This window comes from Kitasatospora sp. NPDC059577, from assembly GCF_042735475.1.
Taxonomy (GTDB): domain Bacteria; phylum Actinomycetota; class Actinomycetes; order Streptomycetales; family Streptomycetaceae; genus Kitasatospora.
Window position 1 is genome coordinate 35,261 of record NZ_JBHWBZ010000040.1, and the last position, 17,902, is coordinate 53,162.

Consider the following 17,902-nt stretch of genomic DNA (forward strand, 5'->3'; position numbering starts at 1 on the left):
TCCGCGGGCCGGGCTCGTTCCCACAGCGTGGGCCGGCTTCCGAGTGCGCCGCGGGCTTTTGCATGCTGCACCGACCCGGCCCGTCCCCTTGCGCGGTGAACGGCAGATGGACTAAACCTCTGTCCCGTCTGGTCCAGACCATTTGACGCCGCTTCAGAGAACAGGTCCGGTATGCCCACTCGCGCCTCAGCCCTGCTCGCCGCCGCCACCGTCGCCGCGCTGCTCGCCGCCCCCGCCACCGCCGACGCCGCCGACGGCCGGCACGGCCCGAAGCCGAAGGGCCAGCGGGTCGGCTACTTCACCCAGTGGGGCGCCGACAGCTCCGCCAAGCGGGTCCAGGAGTCCGGCCAGGCGGCCGGGCTCACCGTCATCAACTACGCCTTCGGCAACGTCTCCGCCGACGGCACCTGCTTCGAGACCGACGCCGCCGGCCAGGGCGACGCGCGCAACGACTACCAGCGCGCCTTCTCCGCCGCCGAGTCGGTGGACGGCGTGGCCGACGCCCCGGGCCAGAAGCTGAAGGGCCACTTCAACCAGCTGCGCAAGCTCAAGGCGAAGAACCCGCAGCTGCGCACGGTCATCTCGCTGGGCGGCTGGAGCTGGTCCACGTACTTCTCGGACGCGGCCGCCACCGACGAGGCCCGCAGGAAGTTCGTCTCCTCCTGCATCGGCCTCTACCTCAAGGGCGACGTGCCGGTCCTGGCCGGCTCCCCGGAGGGCGGCGCCGGCGCCGCCGCGGGCGTCTTCGACGGCATCGACATCGACTGGGAGTACCCGGGCGGCGGCGGGGACGCGGGCAACGTGGTCCGCCCCGAGGACGGCCGCAACTTCACCCTGCTGATGGCGGAGTTCCGCCGCCAGCTCGACGCGCTGGGCGGCAGGAAGGGCAAGCACTATCTGCTGACCGCCGCCGTGGCCGCCAACGAGACCGTCGCCGACCGGCTCGAACTGCCCGAGCTGAGCGAGTCGGTGGACTGGCTCAACGTGATGACCTACGACCTGCACGGCCCCTGGGAGGGCACCGGCCCCGCCGACCACCAGGCAAACCTCTACCCCGACCCGGCCGACCCGGACCCCCGCCGGCGCAGCGCCGACACGGTGGTCACGCACTACCAGGAGCGCGGCCTGCCCTCCGAGCAGCTCGTCCTCGGCGCCCCGCTCTACGGCCACGGCTGGACCGGCGTCGCCCCCGGCAGGCGCGGCGGCCTCTTCCAGAGCGCCACCGCCGCCGCGCCCGACCACTCCTACCAGGAGATCAACGCACTGCCCGGCACGGTCCACGTGGACCGCGACCACGGTGCGTCCTGGAAGTACGACGGCACCACCTTCTACAGCTACGACACCGCCGAGGTGCTCACCCTGAAGGCGCGGTACGCGCGCCGGAACGACCTGGGCGGCGTGATGGTCTGGTCGCTGGACGGCGACGACGCCCGGGGCAGCGCGATCGCGGCCCTGGACCGCGGCCTGCGCCGCGACTGACGCCCGTACGCCCGTACGCCCGCCACGGCCGGGCCGAGCCCCCCGGGGGTGCGGCCCGGCCGTGGCGGTAGTACCACGGAACCATGGCGACGACACCGGACCCGTGGGGGACGATCCACCGCGAGCGGCGCGCCCTGCTCGCCGACATGGAGGGCCTCACCCCGGGGCAGTGGGCGACGCCCTCGCTCTGCGTCGGGCGGACCGTGCAGGACACCCTGGCGCACATGGCGGCGACAGCCCGGATGACCCCGGCGGGCTTCTTCCTGAAGCTGGCCCGGTCCGGCTTCCGCTTCGAGGCGATGACCGCCCGTGAGATCGCCGAGCTGACCGCCGGGACGCCCGCCGACACCCTCGACGCCTTCCGGGCGCGGCTGGACTCGGTCAGCCACCCGCCGGGCCCGGTCGACAGCTGGCTGGGCGAGACCGTGGTGCACGCCGAGGACATCCGGCGCCCGCTCGGCATCGTCCGCGCGTACCCGACGGAGGCCCTGACCCGGCTCGCGGACTTCTACCGGCGCTCCAACCTGATCGTCGGCGGCAAGCGGCGGGCGGCCGGGCTGACCCTGCGGGCCACCGACGCCGACTGGACGGCGGGCACCGGCCCCGAGGTGAGGGGTCCGATCCTCGCGCTCCTGCTGGCCGTCACCGGGCGCCGGATCGCGCACGGCGAACTGGAGGGCGAGGGGACGCCGACGCTGACCGGGCGCGGCTGACCGCCGCCGCGGTCCACGCCGAAGGGGCCCGCCGTGACGCGCACGGCGGGCCCCTTCAGCACGGCAGGAGGGCGCTCAGACCCGGTCGCAGGCCTGCGCCCGCAGCGCACGGGCCAGGTCGTCCCGGCGCTCCAGCACCAGACGGCGCAGCGCCGGCGCGGCCTGCGGGTGCCCGTCCAGCCAGGCGTCGGCCTCGGCGAGGGTCGGCTCGCCGGTCTGGGCGCTCGGGAAGAAGCCGCTGACGAAGCGGATCGCGATCTCGATGGTCCGCTCGGCCCAGATCCTCTCCAGCAGCTTGAAGTACGGCGCCGCGTAGAGGGCGGTCAGGTCGCGGTGGGCGGGCAGCGCGAAGCCCGCGATGTTGGCCTCGACCAGGGCGTTCGGCAGCTCGTCCGAGTCGACCACGGCCGACCAGGCGGCGGCCTTGGCCTCCGGGGTGGGCCGGGCGGCCAGGCAGTGGGTGTACTGCCGCTTGCCGCCGGCGGTGTTGTCGGCGGCCAGTTCGGCGGCCAGCTCCTCGTCGGAGGCCTGGCCGGCGGCGGCCAGGGCCAGCCACAGCGACCAGCGCAGCTCCTGGTCGACGTCCAGGCCGTCGATCCGGGCGCTGCCGGCCAGCAGGCCGCGGACCAGGCCGAGGTGCTCGGCGCCGCCCGCGGTCTGGGCGAGGAAGCGGGCCCAGGCCAGCTGGTGGTCGCTGCCGGGGACGGCGTCGCGCAGCTCGCGCAGGGCGCCGTCGGCGAGCAGCCGGCCGCCCTCGCCGCGCCAGGCCGGGTCGGCGTACAGGTCGACGGCGGTCTTGGCCTGCTGGTGCAGCGACTGCAGGACGCCGATGTTGCCCTCCTGGCCCGCGAAGCGCAGCACCAGGGCGACGTAGTCGCGGGCCGGCATCAGACCGTCCCGGGTGAGGTTCCAGACGGCGGACCAGGCGAGGGCGCGGGCCAGCTCGTCGTGGATGTCGCCGAGTCCGGTGCGCAGGGTCTCCAACGAGTCCCCGTCGAAGCGGATCTTGCAGTAGGTGAGGTCGTCGTCGTTGAGCAGGACGAGCGCGGGGCGGGGGAGGCCGGCCGCCCCGGTGACGACGGTGCGGGCGCCGGTGACGTCCAGCTCGATCCGCCCGGTGCGCACCAGGGCGCCGTCGGCGTCCCGGTCGTACAGGCCGACCGCGATCCGGTGCGGGCGCAGCACGCCACGGGACGGAGTCGCCGGATCGTCCGCCGTGTCCTGCAGCACGGCGAGTTCGGTGATCCGGCCCTCGGCGTCGGTGGTGACCTGCGGGGTGAGCGCGTTGACGCCGGCGGTCTGCAGCCAGGCGGCGGCCCAGGAGGTGAGGTCGCGGCCGCTGGTCTCCTCCAGGATGTCCAGCAGGTCGGTGAGTTCGGTGTTGCCGAACGCGTGGCGCTTGAAGTAGCGGCGGGCGCCCTCGAAGAAGGCCTCCGAACCGGCGTACGCCACCAGCTGCTTGAGGACGGAGGCGCCCTTGGCGTAGGTGATGCCGTCGAAGTTGAGCTTGGCGTCCTCCAGGTCGCGGATGTCCGCGGTGATCGGGTGCGTGGTGGGGAACTGGTCCTGCCGGTAGGCCCACGCCTTGCGCTGGTTGGCGAAGGTGACCCAGGCGGAGGAGTAGCGGGTGCGGGCGCCGATCAGGCCGTAGGAGCCCATGAAGTCGGCGAAGGACTCCTTCAGCCACAGGTCGTCCCACCAGCGCATGGTGACCAGGTCGCCGAACCACATGTGCGCCATCTCGTGCAGGATGACGTTGGCCCGGCCCTCGTAGGCGGCGTCGGTGACCTTCGAGCGGAAGACGAACTCCTCGCGGAAGGTGACGCAGCCCGGGTTCTCCATCGCACCGATGTTGTACTCGGGGACGAACGCCTGGTCGTACTTGCCGAAGGGGTACGGGTAGTCGAACTCCTCGTGGAAGAAGTCGAGTCCGAGCTTGGTGACGCCGAGGATCTCGTCCGCGTCGAAGTGCGGGGCCAGGGACCTGCGGCACATCGCGGAGAGCGGGATCTCCAGGGTGGTGCCGTCGGCGAGTTCGCGGCTGTAGTGGTCGCGGGCGACGTGGTAGGGGCCGGCGACGACCGCGGTGAGGTAGGTGGAGATCGGCTTGGTCGGCGCGAACTCCCAGGTGCGGGCGCCGTCCTCGGCGGTGACATCCTCGTGCGGGGCGTTGGACCACACGTCCCAGGCGGCCGGCGCGGTCACCGTGAAGGTGAACGGGGCCTTCAGGTCGGGCTGTTCGAAGGTCGCGAACACCCGGCGGGCGTCGGCCGGCTCGTAGTGGGTGTAGAGGTAGGTCTCGCCGTCCGCGGGGTCGACGAAGCGGTGCAGGCCCTCGCCGGTGCGGCTGTAGGCGCAGTCCGCCTCGACGGTCAGCACGTTCTCGGCGGCCAGGCCCTCGACGTGCACCCGGGCGCCGTCGTAGGCGACGGCCGGGTCGACGGCGCGCCCGTTGAGGGTGACCGAGCGGACGGCCGGGGCGAGCAGGTCGAGGAAGGTGGCCGCGCCGGGCTCGGAGCAGCGGAAGGTCACCGTGGTGGTGGAGCGGAAGGTGGTGGCCGCCGGGTCCGGCGCCGAGGTCACGTCCAGCCGGACGCGGTAGCCGTCCACGGCCAGGATGCTGGCCCGCTGCTGGGCTTCGTCGCGGCTGAGGTTCTTGCCCGGCACGGCGGTACTCCTTTGTCCGGCTCGCACGGTGGTGCGCGTGTGGGTGGTGCGGTCTCGGTGCCCGGTGTCGTCCGTGCACGCGGCACCATCCTGTCACGCCCCTCGCCGTCGGTACCATTGCACAGACCGACGCGTCCGGAGCGGAATCAGCGGCGTCGGACGGGTGTTGGGCCACCGGGGGAGTTAACCCCTGCCCGGATCACCTCACGAAGGACGACACGCAGTGACGACTGCCGCTGAGCGCAAGACCGCCGACTTCTGGTTCGACCCGGCCTGCCCGTGGGCGTGGATGACCTCCCGCTGGCTGGTCGAGGTCCAGCAGCTGCGCCCGGTCGACGTGCGCTGGCACGTGATGAGCCTGTCGGTGCTGAACGAGCACCGTGACCTCCCCGACAACTACCGCGAGCTCCTGAACAACGCCTGGGGCGCGGTGCGGGTGTGCATCGCCGCCGCCGAGAAGCACGGCGAGGAGGTGCTCGGCCGGCTCTACACCGAACTCGGCGTGCGCTTCCACAACCAGGGCCTGCCGCAGGACCGGGAGACCATAACCGCGGCCCTGGTGGCCGCAGGCCTGCCCGCCGAACTGGCCGACGCCGCCGGCACGGACATCCACGACGAGGCCCTGCGCGCCTCCCACCAGGAGGGCATCACCCTGGTCGGCGAGGACGTCGGCACCCCGGTGATCGCGGTCGAGGGCGTGGACGGCGAGCGGGTCGCCTTCTTCGGCCCGGTGGTCACCCCCGCCCCGAAGGGCGAGGCCGCGGCCCGCCTGTGGGACGGCACCCTGCTGGTGGCCTCCACTCCCGGCTTCTACGAGATCAAGCGCACCCGGACGGCCGGCCCGTCCTTCGAGTAGCGCCGGCGACGCGACGGGGCCCGGTACCGGATCGGTACCGGGCCCCGTCGTCGTGCGGGCGGCGGCTCAGCGGGCGGCGGCGTCCCGGCGCTGCTTGAGCAGGCCGGCGGCGCTCAGCAGCACGACCAGCACCCCGGCCGCGTACAGCTGCTGCCGGTTGCCCTCGGTGGTGGTCATCAGCGCGAGGATGCCGGCCACCCCGGCCATCGCGACCCAGGTCAGGTACGGGTAGCCCCACATCTTCACGGTGAGCAGCTCGGGCGACTCGCGCTCCAGGCGGCGGCGCATCCGCAGCTGGACCACGCAGATGAACAGCCAGACCACCAGGATCGCCACACCGGTGGTGTTCATCAGCCAGGTGAACACGGTGTCCGGCCAGAACTTGGCGGCCAGCACGGCGCCGAAGCCGAACAGGCAGGAGGCCAGCACGGCCCGGCGCGGCACCCCGCCGCTGACCTTGGCCAGCGCCTTGGGGCCCTGGCCGCGGCCGACCAGCGAGTACGCCATCCGGGAGGCGCCGTAGATGTTGGCGTTCATCGCGGACAGCAGCGCGACCAGCACCACGACCTGCATGATCGTCCCGGCGCCGGGCACCCCGAGGTGGCGCAGCACGGTGACGTACGGGCCGTCGGCGACGACCGCCGGGTCCTTCCAGGACACCAGGGTGACCACCAGGGCCATCGAGCCGATGTAGAAGATCGCGATCCGCCACACCGCGGTGCGCACGGCGTTGGCGACGTTCTTCTTGGGGTCGTCGGACTCGGCGGCGGCGATGGTGACGGTCTCCAGACCGCCGTACGCGAAGACCGAGGCGAGCAGGCCGACGATCAGTCCGTTGACGCCGGTGGGCAGGAAGCCGCCGTGGCCGGTGAGGTTGGCCGTGCCGGGGGCGCCGGGGCCGAGGACCCCGGCGATGCCGAGGCCGCCGAGGACCAGGAAGGCGATGATCGCGGCGACCTTGATCGTGGCGAACCAGAACTCGAACTCGCCGAAGTTCTTCACCGCGGTGAGGTTGCTCGCGCAGAAGAAGACCATGAACAGGGCGACCCAGACCCAGGCGGAGACGCCCGGGACCCAGCCGTTGACGATCTTCCCGGCAGCGGTGGCCTCGGCGGCGACGCCGCAGCAGAGCATCACCCAGTACATCCAGCCGGCCGTGATCCCGGCCCACGGGCCGATCTCCTTCTCGGCGTGCACCGAGAACGAGCCGGAGGCGGGGCGGGCCGCCGACATCTCGCCGAGCATCCGCATGATCAGCATGACCAGCAGGCCGGAGAGCACGAAGGCCAGGATGATCGCCGGGCCCGCGGCGGCGATGCCCGCGCCGGAGCCGACGAAGAGGCCCGCGCCGATCACGCCGCCGAGGGCGATCATCGACAGGTGGCGCTGCTTCAGCCCGTGGGTGAGCTGCTGGCCGTTCGACGCCGGGCCCGCGGCCGGGTGGGCGCCGTCGGTGGTCCCGGGCGCCGTGGGCGCGGAGGTGGGGGCCATAGGGATGGTTCCAGACTGTGCGGTATGCGGCATGAGCTGTCCAATATCCGGGGAACCGCGGGCCATGCCAAGAATGTCCGACCGGGGCTCACATGGCGGACCGGGAGGACGCACAGGGTCGCGACGCGGTGACCCTGCGTGATTCCGGGCCGGTTCCGACAACCGCCGAGGGCGGGGCTTTGTCCGAAACCGTGCAGGTCGCGCAGTGGATCACCGCGTAGGTTCACAGGTGTTCACTCATCCGGACCCCCACGGAGGATCCCCCGATGGCCACCGCCACCACCCCGATACCGCGCCGCGCCGTCCTCGCCGACCTGCTGCCCGCCGCCTCCACCCGCCTCGGCGGCCAGGTCCGCGACCTGGCGCTGGTGGCCGGCGGCGCCGCGCTGACCGGCGTGGCCGCCCAGCTCTCGGTGAACGTCCCCGGCTCGCCGGTACCGGTCACCGGTCAGACCTTCGCCGCCCTGTTGGTCGGCACCGCGCTCGGCACCCGCCGCGGCGTCGCCTCGCTCGCCCTCTACCTGCTCGCCGGCATGGCCGGCCTGCCCTGGTTCGCCGAGGGCACCTCCGGATGGGCGATGCCCTCCCTCGGCTACGTGATCGGCTTCGTCCTCGCCGCCGCCCTGACCGGCGCGCTGGCCCGCCGCGGCGCCGACCGCACCCCGGTGAACACCGCCGTCACCATGGTCCTCGGGAGCCTCGCCGTCTACGCGGTCGGCGTCCCGTACCTCGCCCTCTCGCTGCACGTGCCGCTCGCCCGCGCCGCCGAGCTCGGCCTCTACCCGTACCTGGTCGGCGACGCCCTCAAGGCCGTCCTCGCCGCCGGCGCCCTGCCGCTCGCCTGGAAGCTCCTCGGCCGGCGCTGACGCCCCCGTTGTCGGGCCCGAGCGCACGCGCATGCCACACTCATGGCATGCGCGTGTACCTGGGCTCCGACCATGCCGGATACGAACTGAAGAACCACCTCGTGGAGTGGCTCAAGGGGGCCGGCCACGAGCCGGTCGACTGCGGGCCGCACATCTACGACGCCGAGGACGACTACCCGCCGTTCTGCCTGCGCGCCGCCGAGCGCACCGCCGCCGACCCCGAGGCGCTGGGCGTCGTCATCGGCGGCTCGGGCAACGGCGAGGCGATCGCCGCCAACAAGGTCAAGGGCGTCCGGGCCGCGCTGGCCTGGAGCAAGCAGACCGCCGAGCTCGGCCGTCAGCACAACAACGCCAACGTGATCTCCATCGGCGGCCGCATGCACACGCAGGAGGAGGCCACCCGGTTCGTCGAGGTCTTCCTCGGCACCCCCTACAGCGGCGAGCCGCGGCACACCCGCCGGATCGAGATGCTGAGCGAGTACGAGACCACCGGCGAACTCCCGCCGATCCCGGCCCACCACCCCCAGGGCTGATCCCCCCACCCCCGTCCTCCCACGGCCGGCCGCACACTCCCGTGCGGCCGGCCGCCGCCGTTCCCGGGGCGGCCGCGACGGCCTCCCGACCTGTGGGATCGGCCACAGGCCCCGGCGCGTGAACGGCGCCGCGCGCGGGGCACGCACGCCACCCGCTCGTTTCGTACGCCCAACCGGCGTACGCCTCCTGACGGCGCGACCGCGACCCTCCCGATCGGCCGAAACCCACTGAGCGCCTCGCGCTCCGGCGCACCCGCCCGCGTCCGAGCCGTCGACGCCGGGCCGTGCCCGTGGATAGGGTCGGTCCCCATGGCTGGCAGACCGCCGGGCGCACCGCCCCAGACGACTGCGACGAGGCCCGGCGCCACCCCGGCGTCCGAGCCCGTGACGGCCCGGTTGCGCAAGAGGCTCCGCCGGGTCCGCCGAAGGCTGCGCACGGCCGGTGTGGACTACTTCCGCGGCGGCGCCGCCGACTGGCCGGTGCTCTGCGCGCTCGCCCTGCTCGTCCCGCTGCTGATCCTGCTCAACATCTGGATCCCCGACTGGGCCCCGCCCACCTCCCTGGTCCTGCCGATCCTGGCCGGCGCGCTGCTGCTGCGCCCCGGCAGCCTGGTGGTGCTCTACGCGCTGGCCGCGCTGGGGCTGTCCGCCGAGTCCGTGATCCACACCGGCCAGCGGGTCGCCAGCGACAACCCGGAGGCGTACACCTACGGCGTGACCCCGGGCGCCGCCCTGGTGGTCGGCGCCGCCGGGGTGGGCGGCCTGCTGCTGGCCCAGTTCCGGGCCCGGGTCGGCGTGCCCTGGTGGGGCGGCTCCACCATGCTGTTCGACCTGCGCGAGCGGCTGCGGGTGCAGAGCCGGGTGCCCGCGCTCCCGGCCGGCTGGCACGCGGACATGGCGCTGCGACCGGCCGGCGGCCAGTCCTTCTCCGGGGACTTCGTGGTCGCCGCCCGGACCGGCCCGGGCCGACGGCTGCTGGAGGTGGTCCTCGCGGACGTCTCCGGCAAGGGCATGGACGCCGGGTCCCGCGCGCTGCTGCTCTCCGGCGCCTTCGGCGGCCTGGTCGGCTCGCTGCCCGCGCACGACTTCCTGCCCGCCGCCAACGGCTACCTGCTGCGCCAGTCCTGGGAGGAGGGCTTCGCGACCGCCGTCCACCTGGTGCTCGACCTGGACACCGGCGAGTACGAGCTGCTGTCGGCCGGGCACCTGCCGGGCATGCAGCGGCTCGCGGGTGCCGGCCGCTGGGAGGTCAAGGAGGCCGAGGGTCCGCTGCTCGGCATCTACGACGGCGCCAAGTTCGAGGGCGTGCGCGGCCGGCTGAACCGGGGCGACGTCCTGATGCTGTGCACCGACGGCATGGTGGAGGCACCCGGCCGGGACCTCACGGAGGGCATGGACCGGCTGATGGGGGAGGCGGACCGGCTGGTGCCCGGCGGCGGGCCGGGTGCCGGCGCGGGCGCCGCGGCCGCGCTGATCGAGACCGTCGCCCGGGACATCAACGACGACCGCGCGGTGCTGCTGCTCTGGCGCGACTGAGCGGAACGCGGCGCGACCGGGCGGGTGTGTCCGGCACATGCCGTGGGCAGCAACTGTCAAGCCTGGCAGCTGATCTTCGGCCAAATCGGACGGCCCGTCGGCGGACCGGACCAGCGGCTTCCGTTAACCGCCCCCGACCGCTTCCCGGCCGCTCAGCACGGCCCCGCCGACGATTCGTCAGGGCCGCTCGGCTATCGTCCCGGTCGGCGGAAACTCGTCTCGCATCGCAGGATATCGGGGTCGGGCCGACGGACAGACCTTTACGCAATCGGCACGGTCGACCACACTGAGTCCGGGCGGGACTGTTCAGGATTCGGGGGATAGGGGGCGTCACGTGCGGCACGACAGACAGCGGTCGACCGTGGGCTCCCTCACCGGCGGTGTGTCGGACGGTCCGCGATTCCGCCTCGGGACCGTGGGACATGCCGGGGTCCGGCTTTCGCTGGTGTCGCCGGGTGGTGGCACCCCGCTATGAAAACGAGGAAGTGAGTCCGGGTGGCACTCTCCGTCTCCGCGCTGGTCCTGTTCGCGATCCTGAGCATCATCTTCATCCGCAACAAGCAGATGAAGATCCCGCACGCGATCGTCGCCGCCCTGTTCGGCTTCATGCTGCACGAGACCACGGTCGCGACCTCGATCAACTCCCTGCTGGCCAACCTCGCCCACAGCATCTCCAGCATCACCGGAGGCTGATCCCGGCGCAGCGCCCGCCCCGGCCGCTCACCGGGGCGAGTCGGCGGGCAGCCGTCACCGGCCGGCCCGTCTCGCCTCCCGCCAACGAGCGAACAAACCCCGGGGGCGCGCCGCCGCCGGGGTCCGGACGCGCATCGGTGCGGGTGCTGCGGCACCCGCCGGCGCGGCCTGCTCGGGCACTTCCCGTTCGGCCATCAGCAGGACGAACAGCCGTGCCCAGCACAGCCGTTCACCCCGCGGCCAGTCCAGCGCGCGCAGCGCCGCCGACGCCGCCTCGGACACCTCGCCGCCCACCCGGACCTCGGCGACGTCGTCCCCCGCCTTCCCGCCCAGGAAGAGCTTGACGCCGACCGGTCCCGACCCGGTCAACTCCGGCCGCAGCGCGGGCGCCAGCGCCGGGAGCACCCGGTTCTCGGCGAGCCAGCCCGCCAGGTGCTCGTTGCCGAAGCCGAACACCGCCGCCGGCCCCTGGACCGCGCGCCAGCCCGGGAGTTCGGGAAGGTCGGGGTGGTCGGCGTGCACCCCGCGCCCCTCCGCCAGCTCGACCAGCACCGAGGCGGTGGTGGTCGCCCACATCCGCACCGCGTTGGCGAGCTTCTCCTCCTCGGTCTTGCCCAGGCCGGCCGCGCAGTCCCACACCACCGGGGCGTCCGCCCGGCCGAGTTGCAGCACGAAGCCGAGGTCCACGTGCCCGGCGCCGTCGTTTCCGGGGTGCTCGCGCACCGCCACCGCCGTGGTGCCCGGGCCCCGCACGACCTCGCCGTCCAGGCGGAACACCTGGCCCAGTCGCGCCATCTCCCGCACCACGCAGTGCTGTATGACGGCCAGTCGCTCCTGCGGACCCACCGGGACTCCTCCACCTCGGGAGCGCGGCTCGGGCTCGCGCTCGGACTGAGCTCGCGCTCGAACCTGCGCTCGAACGCCGCCGAGGCTATCGGCCCGGAACCCAACCGGGAAACCGTTCGGACGGCGGGCCCCTCCGGTCGCGGAAATGTCCCTGATGCACCACTTTGGGCAGCGGAAACCGAAAGCCGTCCGCCCGGAGAACCCGCATGCCCCGCACCGCCCGCCCGACGAACCCGACACCCCCGACGAACCCGACACCCCCGACGGCCCGGCCCCGGCCGCTCCTGATCCACCCGGACGGCTCCGGCCTGGTCGCCGAGATCGAGGCGTACCTCGCCTCGCTGCCCGCCCCCGCCCGCATCCACGCGCCGTACACCTGCCCCCACGGCAGCACCCCGCAGCCCTGGCACGCCGGCCACCCGACCCCCAGGGCCACCCTGCTCGACCGGGCGCTGCGCCGCCCCGCCCGCCCCGTCCCGGTCACCGCCGCCGGCCACCTCCGGCTCGCCTCCCGCTACATCGGCGCCCACGGCTGGCTCCAGGGCGCGATGTGGGACGCGGCGGGCCGGGTCTGCCTGCTCGGCGCCCAGGCCGCCGTCCTGGCGTACGGCTACGGCACCCCGGCCACCGTCCGTACGGCCCGGGTCCAGCTGATGGAGGTGCTGCACGGCACCGGCCGCCCGGCGCGCTCCCCGGACGAGTTCAACGACCGCCCCACCACCCGGGAGGGTGACATCCACCTGCTCCTCGACCGGGCCGCCGCCCGGGCCGCCCGCCTGGGGCTCTGAGCCGCACCGGGCCCGGTCCGCCGTGCGGGGGCCCGGGAAACGCAGCCGGCCCCGGTGCGCTGAGCGCGCACCGGGGCCGGGCGAAGAGCGGGCGACGAGAATCGAACTCGCGTGACTAGTTTGGAAGACTAGGGCTCTACCATTGAGCTACGCCCGCGCGACCCCCCAGCCGTCACCGGCCGGAAGTTCGGGCAACAGCGTACCTGGTCCGGCGGCCCGCGTGCACACCCCGTTTTCGCACTCCCCCCGCGCGCCCGCGCGGTCGGTGCCGTTGTCGCGCCCGCGCGGAAATAGTCGGCGAGCCGAACAGGCCTGCCGTGTACGCTTCCTCTCGGCACCACGGGGTGTGGCGCAGTTTGGTAGCGCGTCCGCTTTGGGAGCGGAAGGCCGTCGGTTCGAATCCGGCCACCCCGACAGTGCGGCAGGGTCTCGTCCACGGGGGCGGGGCCCTGTTCTGTTCGGCCGCTACGGTGCCGCCTGGCGTCCGCCTTTCGTGGTACCGGTAGGATGGGGCGCTGGCGGTAGTCCCTGTGGCGGAAACCCAGGTCAACCGCACGAGGGCGAGGAGTCAAGCTCACCGTCCACCCCACGGGAGATGCAGCTCCAACCGCCCATCGCCCGTCTCGTCCGACCCACCCGTACGGCTCAGGCCGGGCGGTCGGGCCGGGCGGAGACAACCTGACCGCAAGCCCATAGGAGACCAAACCGTGAAGAGCGCCGTCGAGACTCTGAACCCGACCCGGGTTCGACTCACCGTCGAGGTGCCCTTCGAGGAGCTCAAGCCCAGCCTCGACGCGGCGTACAAGAAGATCAACCAGCAGGTCACGGTTCCGGGCTTCCGCAAGGGCAAGATCCCGGCTCGCGTCATCGACCAGCGCTTCGGCCGTGGTGCCGTGCTGGAGGAGGCCGTCAACGACGCCCTGCCGCGCTTCTACACGCAGGCCGTCGACGAGGGCAAGATCGAGGTCCTCGGCCAGCCCGACATCACCAACATCGAGGGTGTCGAGAAGATCGCCGACGGCGGTGACCTGAAGTTCACCGCCGAGGTGGACATCCGCCCGGAGATCACCCTCCCGGAGTTCTCCTCCATCGAGGTGGCCGTCGACCCGATCGCCGTCTCCGACGAGGACATCGAGAAGTCGCTGGAGCAGCTGCGCGAGCGCTTCTCCTCGGTCAAGGACGTCGAGCGCGCCGCGGCCGCCGGTGACATCGTGGTCGTCGACCTCGTCGCCAAGGTCGACGGCGAGGTGCCGGACGACGGCACCGCCGCCGGCGTCAGCTACGAGATCGGCTCGGGCCGCCTGATCGACGGCATCGACGAGGCCGTCGTCGGCCTGTCCGCCGGCGAGGAGAAGACCTTCGAGACCGAGCTCAAGGGTGGCACCCAGGCGGGCAAGACCTCCGAGGTCACCGTCACCGTCACGGCCGTCCAGGAGAAGGAGCTGCCGGAGCTGGACGACGAGTTCGCCCAGCTGGCCAGCGAGTTCGACACCCTGGAGGAGCTGCGCGCCGACTCCCGCAAGCGCCTGGAGCGCATGAAGGAGTACGACCAGGCCACCCAGGCCCAGGAGAAGGTGCTGGACGCCCTGCTGGCGCTGGTCGAGATCGAGTACCCCGAGAAGCTCCTCGCGGACGAGATCCAGACCCGCAAGCACAACGTCGAGCACCACCAGCTGGAGCCGATGGGCCTGAACCTCGACACCTACCTGGAGACCCAGGGCAAGACCCTCGAGGAGTGGGAGGCGGAGATCGAGGAGCAGGCGAAGAAGGGCATCAAGACCCAGTTCGTCCTGGACCAGATCGTCGCCGACGAGGAGCTGGGTGTTAACCAGGAGGAGCTGACCGAGCACCTCATCCGCCGCGCCGCCGGTTCGGGCCTCACCCCCGACCAGTTCGCGCAGCAGGTCGTCCAGGGTGGCCAGGTGCCGCTGCTGGTCGGCGAGGTCGCCCGCGGCAAGGCGCTGGCCACCGTGGTCGAGGCCGCCAAGGTCGTCGACACCGAGGGCAACGAGATCAACTTCGACGACGAGGACGAGACGGGCGAGACCGTCGAGGCCGCCGCCGAGGAGAAGACCGAGGCCTGATCCCCGGCAGCCCACTGAGGCGCACAGCGGGCCCGGACGCCGTCATGGTGTCCGGGCCCGCCGTCTTCCCTCCCGCGGGCCGCCGCGACCCTGCGCTCACAGCGAACAGTTCTGCGTGAGGGATTCTGCGGCCGGGGCCGCGCGTTAGGGTCCTTGGACAGCAACAATCACGACGTGATACCCGGAAGCTGTGCGACATCGTGACGGCCGTGGAACGGCCCTCCAAAACGACTGAGCAGGTGGCTAAGTGACGTTCCCGCAGATGCAGATGCCTGGCCCGCTGGCACCGCACGCCGCCGCTGGTGACGTGCTCGGCGGCCTTGGCGACCAGGTCTACAACCGGCTGCTCAACGAGCGGATCATCTTCCTCGGCCAGCAGGTCGACGACGACATCGCCAACAAGATCACCGCCCAGCTGCTGCTGCTGGCCGCGGACCCGGAAAAGGACATCTTCCTCTACATCAACTCCCCGGGCGGCTCGATCTCGGCCGGCATGGCGATCTACGACACCATGCAGTACATCAAGAACGACGTCGTCACCATCGCGATGGGCATGGCCGCCTCCATGGGCCAGTTCCTGCTGACCGCGGGCGCCAAGGGCAAGCGCTTCTCGCTGCCGAACGCCAACATCCTGATGCACCAGCCCTCCGCGGGCCTCGGTGGCTCCGCCACCGACATCCGCATCCAGGCCGAGCAGCTCCTCCGCACCAAGAAGCGGATGTCCGAGCTGATCGCCTTCCACAGCGGCCAGTCCTTCGAGCAGATCACCAGGGACTCCGACCGCGACCGCTGGTTCACGCCGGAGGAGGCCCTGGAGTACGGCCTGATCGACGCGATCATGCACAGCGCCGCGGACGTCCCCGGCGGCGGCGGCACGGGCGCCTGAGCCTCGGCCCGGCCCACGAGACCACAGCCCCAACGCCCCGGAGGACCAGAATCCCCATGAACATCCCCAGCCTGTCGGCCGCCCAGGCCCGCGTCGAGGACATGCGCGCCGAGGGCCGCTACATCGTCCCGCGCTTCGTCGAGCGCACCACCCAGGGCATCCGCGAGTACGACCCGTACGCCAAGCTGTTCGAGGAGCGCATCATCTTCCTCGGCTCGCAGGTCGACGACGTCTCGGCGAACGACATCATGGCGCAGCTGCTGTGCCTGGAGTCGATGGACCCGGACCGCGAGATCCAGATGTACATCAACTCGCCCGGCGGCTCGTTCACGGCCCTCACGGCCATCTACGACACCATGCAGTACGTGAAGCCGGACATCACCACGGTCTGCATGGGCCAGGCGGCCTCCGCCGCGGCCGTGCTGCTCGCCGCCGGCACCCCCGGCAAGCGGATGGCGCTGCCGAACGCCCGGATCCTGATCCACCAGCCGTACACCGAGACCGGCCGCGGCCAGGTGTCCGACCTGGAGATCCAGGCCAAGGAGATCTTCCGGATGCGCGAGCAGCTGGAGCAGATGCTCTCCAAGCACTCCAACAAGTCGGTGGAGCAGGTGCGCGAGGACATCGAGCGCGACAAGATCCTGACCGCCGAGGAGGCCGCCGAGTACGGCCTGGTCGACCAGATCATCTCCACCCGCAAGACCTCGCTGACCTCCTGAGGCCGGCTCCCTCCGGGCCCGGGAACGGGCCGGAGGGACACGTCGGGGGGGGGGGGGGGGGCGCGCCGGGCCCCCCCCCCCCCCCCCCCCCCCCGCGGGGGGGGCCCCCGCGCCGCGGGGGGGGGGGGGGGCGGGCGGGGCGGGGCCGCGCCCCCCCGGCGCCGCCCCCCCCCCCCCCCCCCACCCGTCGGCGGGCCGGTTCCACGGCATCTGTTCGGTATCAATTCGCCCAGGGCGTAGGGCAGACCCGGCGAAGAGGACGGAATCACGGGCCCGGCAGAGTACCGTCGGATAGCGAGACCGAGCGCCGTCGGCGTTGACGGTCCACAGCACCAGGCCCCGGAACCCCTGCGGGGCCCCTGGCGAAGGGGAAGCACCTCGTGGCACGCATCGGAGACGGTGGCGACCTGCTCAAGTGCTCGTTCTGCGGCAAGTCGCAGAAGCAGGTGAAGAAGCTGATCGCCGGCCCAGGCGTGTACATCTGCGACGAGTGCATCGACCTGTGCAACGAGATCATCGAGGAGGAACTCGCCGAGACCTCCGAGGTGCGCTTCGAGGAGCTCCCGAAGCCGCGCGAGATCTACGAGTTCCTGGACCAGTACGTGGTCGGCCAGGACCTCGCCAAGAAGGCGCTGTCGGTCGCCGTCTACAACCACTACAAGCGCGTCCAGGCCGGTGAGGCGGGCCGCAGCGGCGGCAACGGCCGCGAGGACGCCATCGAGCTGGCCAAGTCCAACATCCTGCTGCTGGGCCCCACCGGCTCCGGCAAGACGCTGCTGGCGCAGACCCTGGCCCGGATGCTCAATGTGCCGTTCGCGATCGCGGACGCCACCGCGCTGACCGAGGCCGGCTACGTCGGCGAGGACGTCGAGAACATCCTGCTCAAGCTGATCCAGGCGGCCGACTACGACGTCAAGAAGGCCGAGACCGGGATCATCTACATCGACGAGATCGACAAGGTCGCGCGCAAGAGCGAGAACCCGTCGATCACCCGGGACGTCTCCGGCGAGGGCGTGCAGCAGGCCCTGCTGAAGATCCTGGAGGGCACCACCGCGTCGGTGCCGCCGCAGGGCGGGCGCAAGCACCCGCACCAGGAGTTCATCCAGATCGACACCACCAACGTGCTGTTCATCGTCGGTGGCGCGTTCGCCGGCCTGGAGCGGATCATCGAGGGCCGCGCGGGTGCCAAGGGCATCGGCTTCGGCGCCAACATCCGCTCCAAGCGGGAGTCTGACGCCAGCGACCACTTCCGCCAGGTGATGCCCGAGGACCTGGTGAAGTTCGGCATGATCCCCGAGTTCATCGGCCGTCTGCCGGTGATCACCAGCGTGCACAACCTGGACCGCGAGGCGCTGCTGCAGATCCTCACCGAGCCGCGCAACGCCCTGGTCAAGCAGTACCGCAAGCTGTTCGAACTGGACGGCGTGGAGCTGGAGTTCTCCCGGGACGCACTGGAGGCGATCGCCGACCAGGCGATCCTGCGCGGCACCGGCGCGCGCGGGCTGCGGGCCATCATGGAGGAGGTGCTGATGTCCGTGATGTACGAGGTCCCCTCGCGCCAGGACGTCGCCCGCGTGGTGGTCACCGGGGACGTGGTCTCCAAGCACGCCATCCCCACCCTCGTCCCGCGCGACATGATCAAGCGCGAGCGCCGCGAGAAGAGCGCCTGATCGACGCGCGTCACGCGCAGGGGCCCCGGGCCCGCCTCGGGGGGGGGGGGGGGGGGGGGGGGGGGGGGGGTGACC

15 protein-coding genes and 2 tRNA genes are annotated in these 17,902 nt (G+C 72.4%); 13 read left to right on the forward strand and 4 right to left on the reverse strand.

What is annotated here, in order from left to right; all coding sequences use genetic code 11:
* The first annotated feature begins 171 nt into the window (after positions 1-171).
* Together ACFV0O_RS26700 and ACFV0O_RS26705 are read left to right on the forward strand one after the other, a co-directional pair.
* The gene (locus ACFV0O_RS26700) at positions 172-1,479 is read left to right on the forward strand and encodes a glycoside hydrolase family 18 protein (protein ID WP_380345988.1); all 1,308 of its coding nucleotides are present in this window, start codon (positions 172-174) and stop codon (positions 1,477-1,479) included.
* 83 nt (positions 1,480-1,562) lie between these two features.
* On the forward strand, positions 1,563-2,192 hold the full coding sequence (locus ACFV0O_RS26705; protein WP_380345990.1) for a maleylpyruvate isomerase family mycothiol-dependent enzyme: 630 nt from the start codon (positions 1,563-1,565) through the stop codon (positions 2,190-2,192).
* A gap of 75 nt (positions 2,193-2,267) precedes the next feature.
* Here ACFV0O_RS26705 and pepN read toward each other — a convergent pair whose 3' ends face one another.
* The gene (pepN, locus tag ACFV0O_RS26710; RefSeq protein WP_380345992.1) at positions 2,268-4,859 is read right to left on the reverse strand and encodes an aminopeptidase N; all 2,592 of its coding nucleotides are present in this window, start codon (positions 4,857-4,859) and stop codon (positions 2,268-2,270) included.
* 223 nt (positions 4,860-5,082) lie between these two features.
* Here pepN and ACFV0O_RS26715 point away from each other — a divergent pair, with 223 nt between their 5' ends.
* Complete coding sequence (locus tag ACFV0O_RS26715) at positions 5,083-5,715, forward strand: DsbA family protein (RefSeq protein ID WP_380345994.1); 633 nt, start codon at positions 5,083-5,085, stop codon at positions 5,713-5,715.
* A 66-nt stretch (positions 5,716-5,781) separates the two neighbouring features.
* On the opposite strand, the gene ACFV0O_RS26720 is transcribed toward ACFV0O_RS26715, so the two are convergent.
* Positions 5,782-7,206 (reverse strand): amino acid permease, encoded by a 1,425-nt coding sequence (locus ACFV0O_RS26720; protein ID WP_380345996.1) that lies wholly within the window; start codon positions 7,204-7,206, stop codon positions 5,782-5,784.
* A 266-nt stretch (positions 7,207-7,472) separates the two neighbouring features.
* Between ACFV0O_RS26720 and ACFV0O_RS26725 the strand changes: the two genes are divergently transcribed.
* The 4 genes from ACFV0O_RS26725 to ACFV0O_RS26740 all read left to right on the forward strand — a co-directional run bounded on the left by ACFV0O_RS26725 (position 7,473) and on the right by ACFV0O_RS26740 (position 10,834).
* On the forward strand, positions 7,473-8,072 hold the full coding sequence (locus ACFV0O_RS26725) for a biotin transporter BioY (RefSeq protein ID WP_380345998.1): 600 nt from the start codon (positions 7,473-7,475) through the stop codon (positions 8,070-8,072).
* A gap of 47 nt (positions 8,073-8,119) precedes the next feature.
* Complete coding sequence (locus ACFV0O_RS26730; RefSeq protein WP_380346000.1) at positions 8,120-8,605, forward strand: ribose-5-phosphate isomerase; 486 nt, start codon at positions 8,120-8,122, stop codon at positions 8,603-8,605.
* Between the two features lie 309 nt (positions 8,606-8,914).
* Positions 8,915-10,141 carry a PP2C family protein-serine/threonine phosphatase gene (locus ACFV0O_RS26735; RefSeq protein ID WP_360265371.1) on the forward strand — a complete coding sequence of 409 codons (1,227 nt, stop codon included), beginning with the start codon at positions 8,915-8,917 and terminating at the stop codon, positions 10,139-10,141.
* A gap of 495 nt (positions 10,142-10,636) precedes the next feature.
* Entirely contained in the window at positions 10,637-10,834 is a 198-nt protein-coding gene (locus ACFV0O_RS26740) for a hypothetical protein (protein WP_030058274.1), read from the forward strand.
* Between the two features lie 54 nt (positions 10,835-10,888).
* Here ACFV0O_RS26740 and ACFV0O_RS26745 read toward each other — a convergent pair whose 3' ends face one another.
* A complete protein-coding gene (locus ACFV0O_RS26745) occupies positions 10,889-11,680 on the reverse strand; it encodes a DUF6348 family protein (RefSeq protein ID WP_380346003.1) in 792 nt (263 codons plus the stop codon).
* Between the two features lie 206 nt (positions 11,681-11,886).
* Between ACFV0O_RS26745 and ACFV0O_RS26750 the strand changes: the two genes are divergently transcribed.
* Complete coding sequence (locus ACFV0O_RS26750) at positions 11,887-12,468, forward strand: hypothetical protein (protein WP_380346005.1); 582 nt, start codon at positions 11,887-11,889, stop codon at positions 12,466-12,468.
* An 86-nt stretch (positions 12,469-12,554) separates the two neighbouring features.
* Here ACFV0O_RS26750 and ACFV0O_RS26755 read toward each other — a convergent pair.
* A tRNA-Gly gene (locus ACFV0O_RS26755) sits at positions 12,555-12,625 on the reverse strand.
* A 183-nt stretch (positions 12,626-12,808) separates the two neighbouring features.
* Between ACFV0O_RS26755 and ACFV0O_RS26760 the strand changes: the two genes are divergently transcribed.
* The 5 genes from ACFV0O_RS26760 (at position 12,809) to clpX (ending at position 17,827) form a co-directional block, all read left to right on the forward strand.
* A tRNA-Pro gene (locus tag ACFV0O_RS26760) sits at positions 12,809-12,882 on the forward strand.
* 293 nt (positions 12,883-13,175) lie between these two features.
* The gene (gene tig, locus ACFV0O_RS26765) at positions 13,176-14,552 is read left to right on the forward strand and encodes a trigger factor (protein WP_380346007.1); all 1,377 of its coding nucleotides are present in this window, start codon (positions 13,176-13,178) and stop codon (positions 14,550-14,552) included.
* A 268-nt stretch (positions 14,553-14,820) separates the two neighbouring features.
* Positions 14,821-15,438, forward strand: a complete 618-nt coding sequence (locus tag ACFV0O_RS26770; protein ID WP_360265466.1) for an ATP-dependent Clp protease proteolytic subunit — start codon at positions 14,821-14,823, stop codon at positions 15,436-15,438.
* Positions 15,439-15,494: 56 nt separating this feature from the next.
* Positions 15,495-16,157: an ATP-dependent Clp protease proteolytic subunit gene (locus ACFV0O_RS26775; protein WP_329931164.1), complete on the forward strand. Its 663-nt coding sequence runs from the start codon at positions 15,495-15,497 to the stop codon at positions 16,155-16,157.
* A gap of 380 nt (positions 16,158-16,537) precedes the next feature.
* Positions 16,538-17,827: an ATP-dependent Clp protease ATP-binding subunit ClpX gene (clpX, locus tag ACFV0O_RS26780; RefSeq protein ID WP_045696864.1), complete on the forward strand. Its 1,290-nt coding sequence runs from the start codon at positions 16,538-16,540 to the stop codon at positions 17,825-17,827.
* Positions 17,828-17,902: the final 75 nt, after the last annotated feature.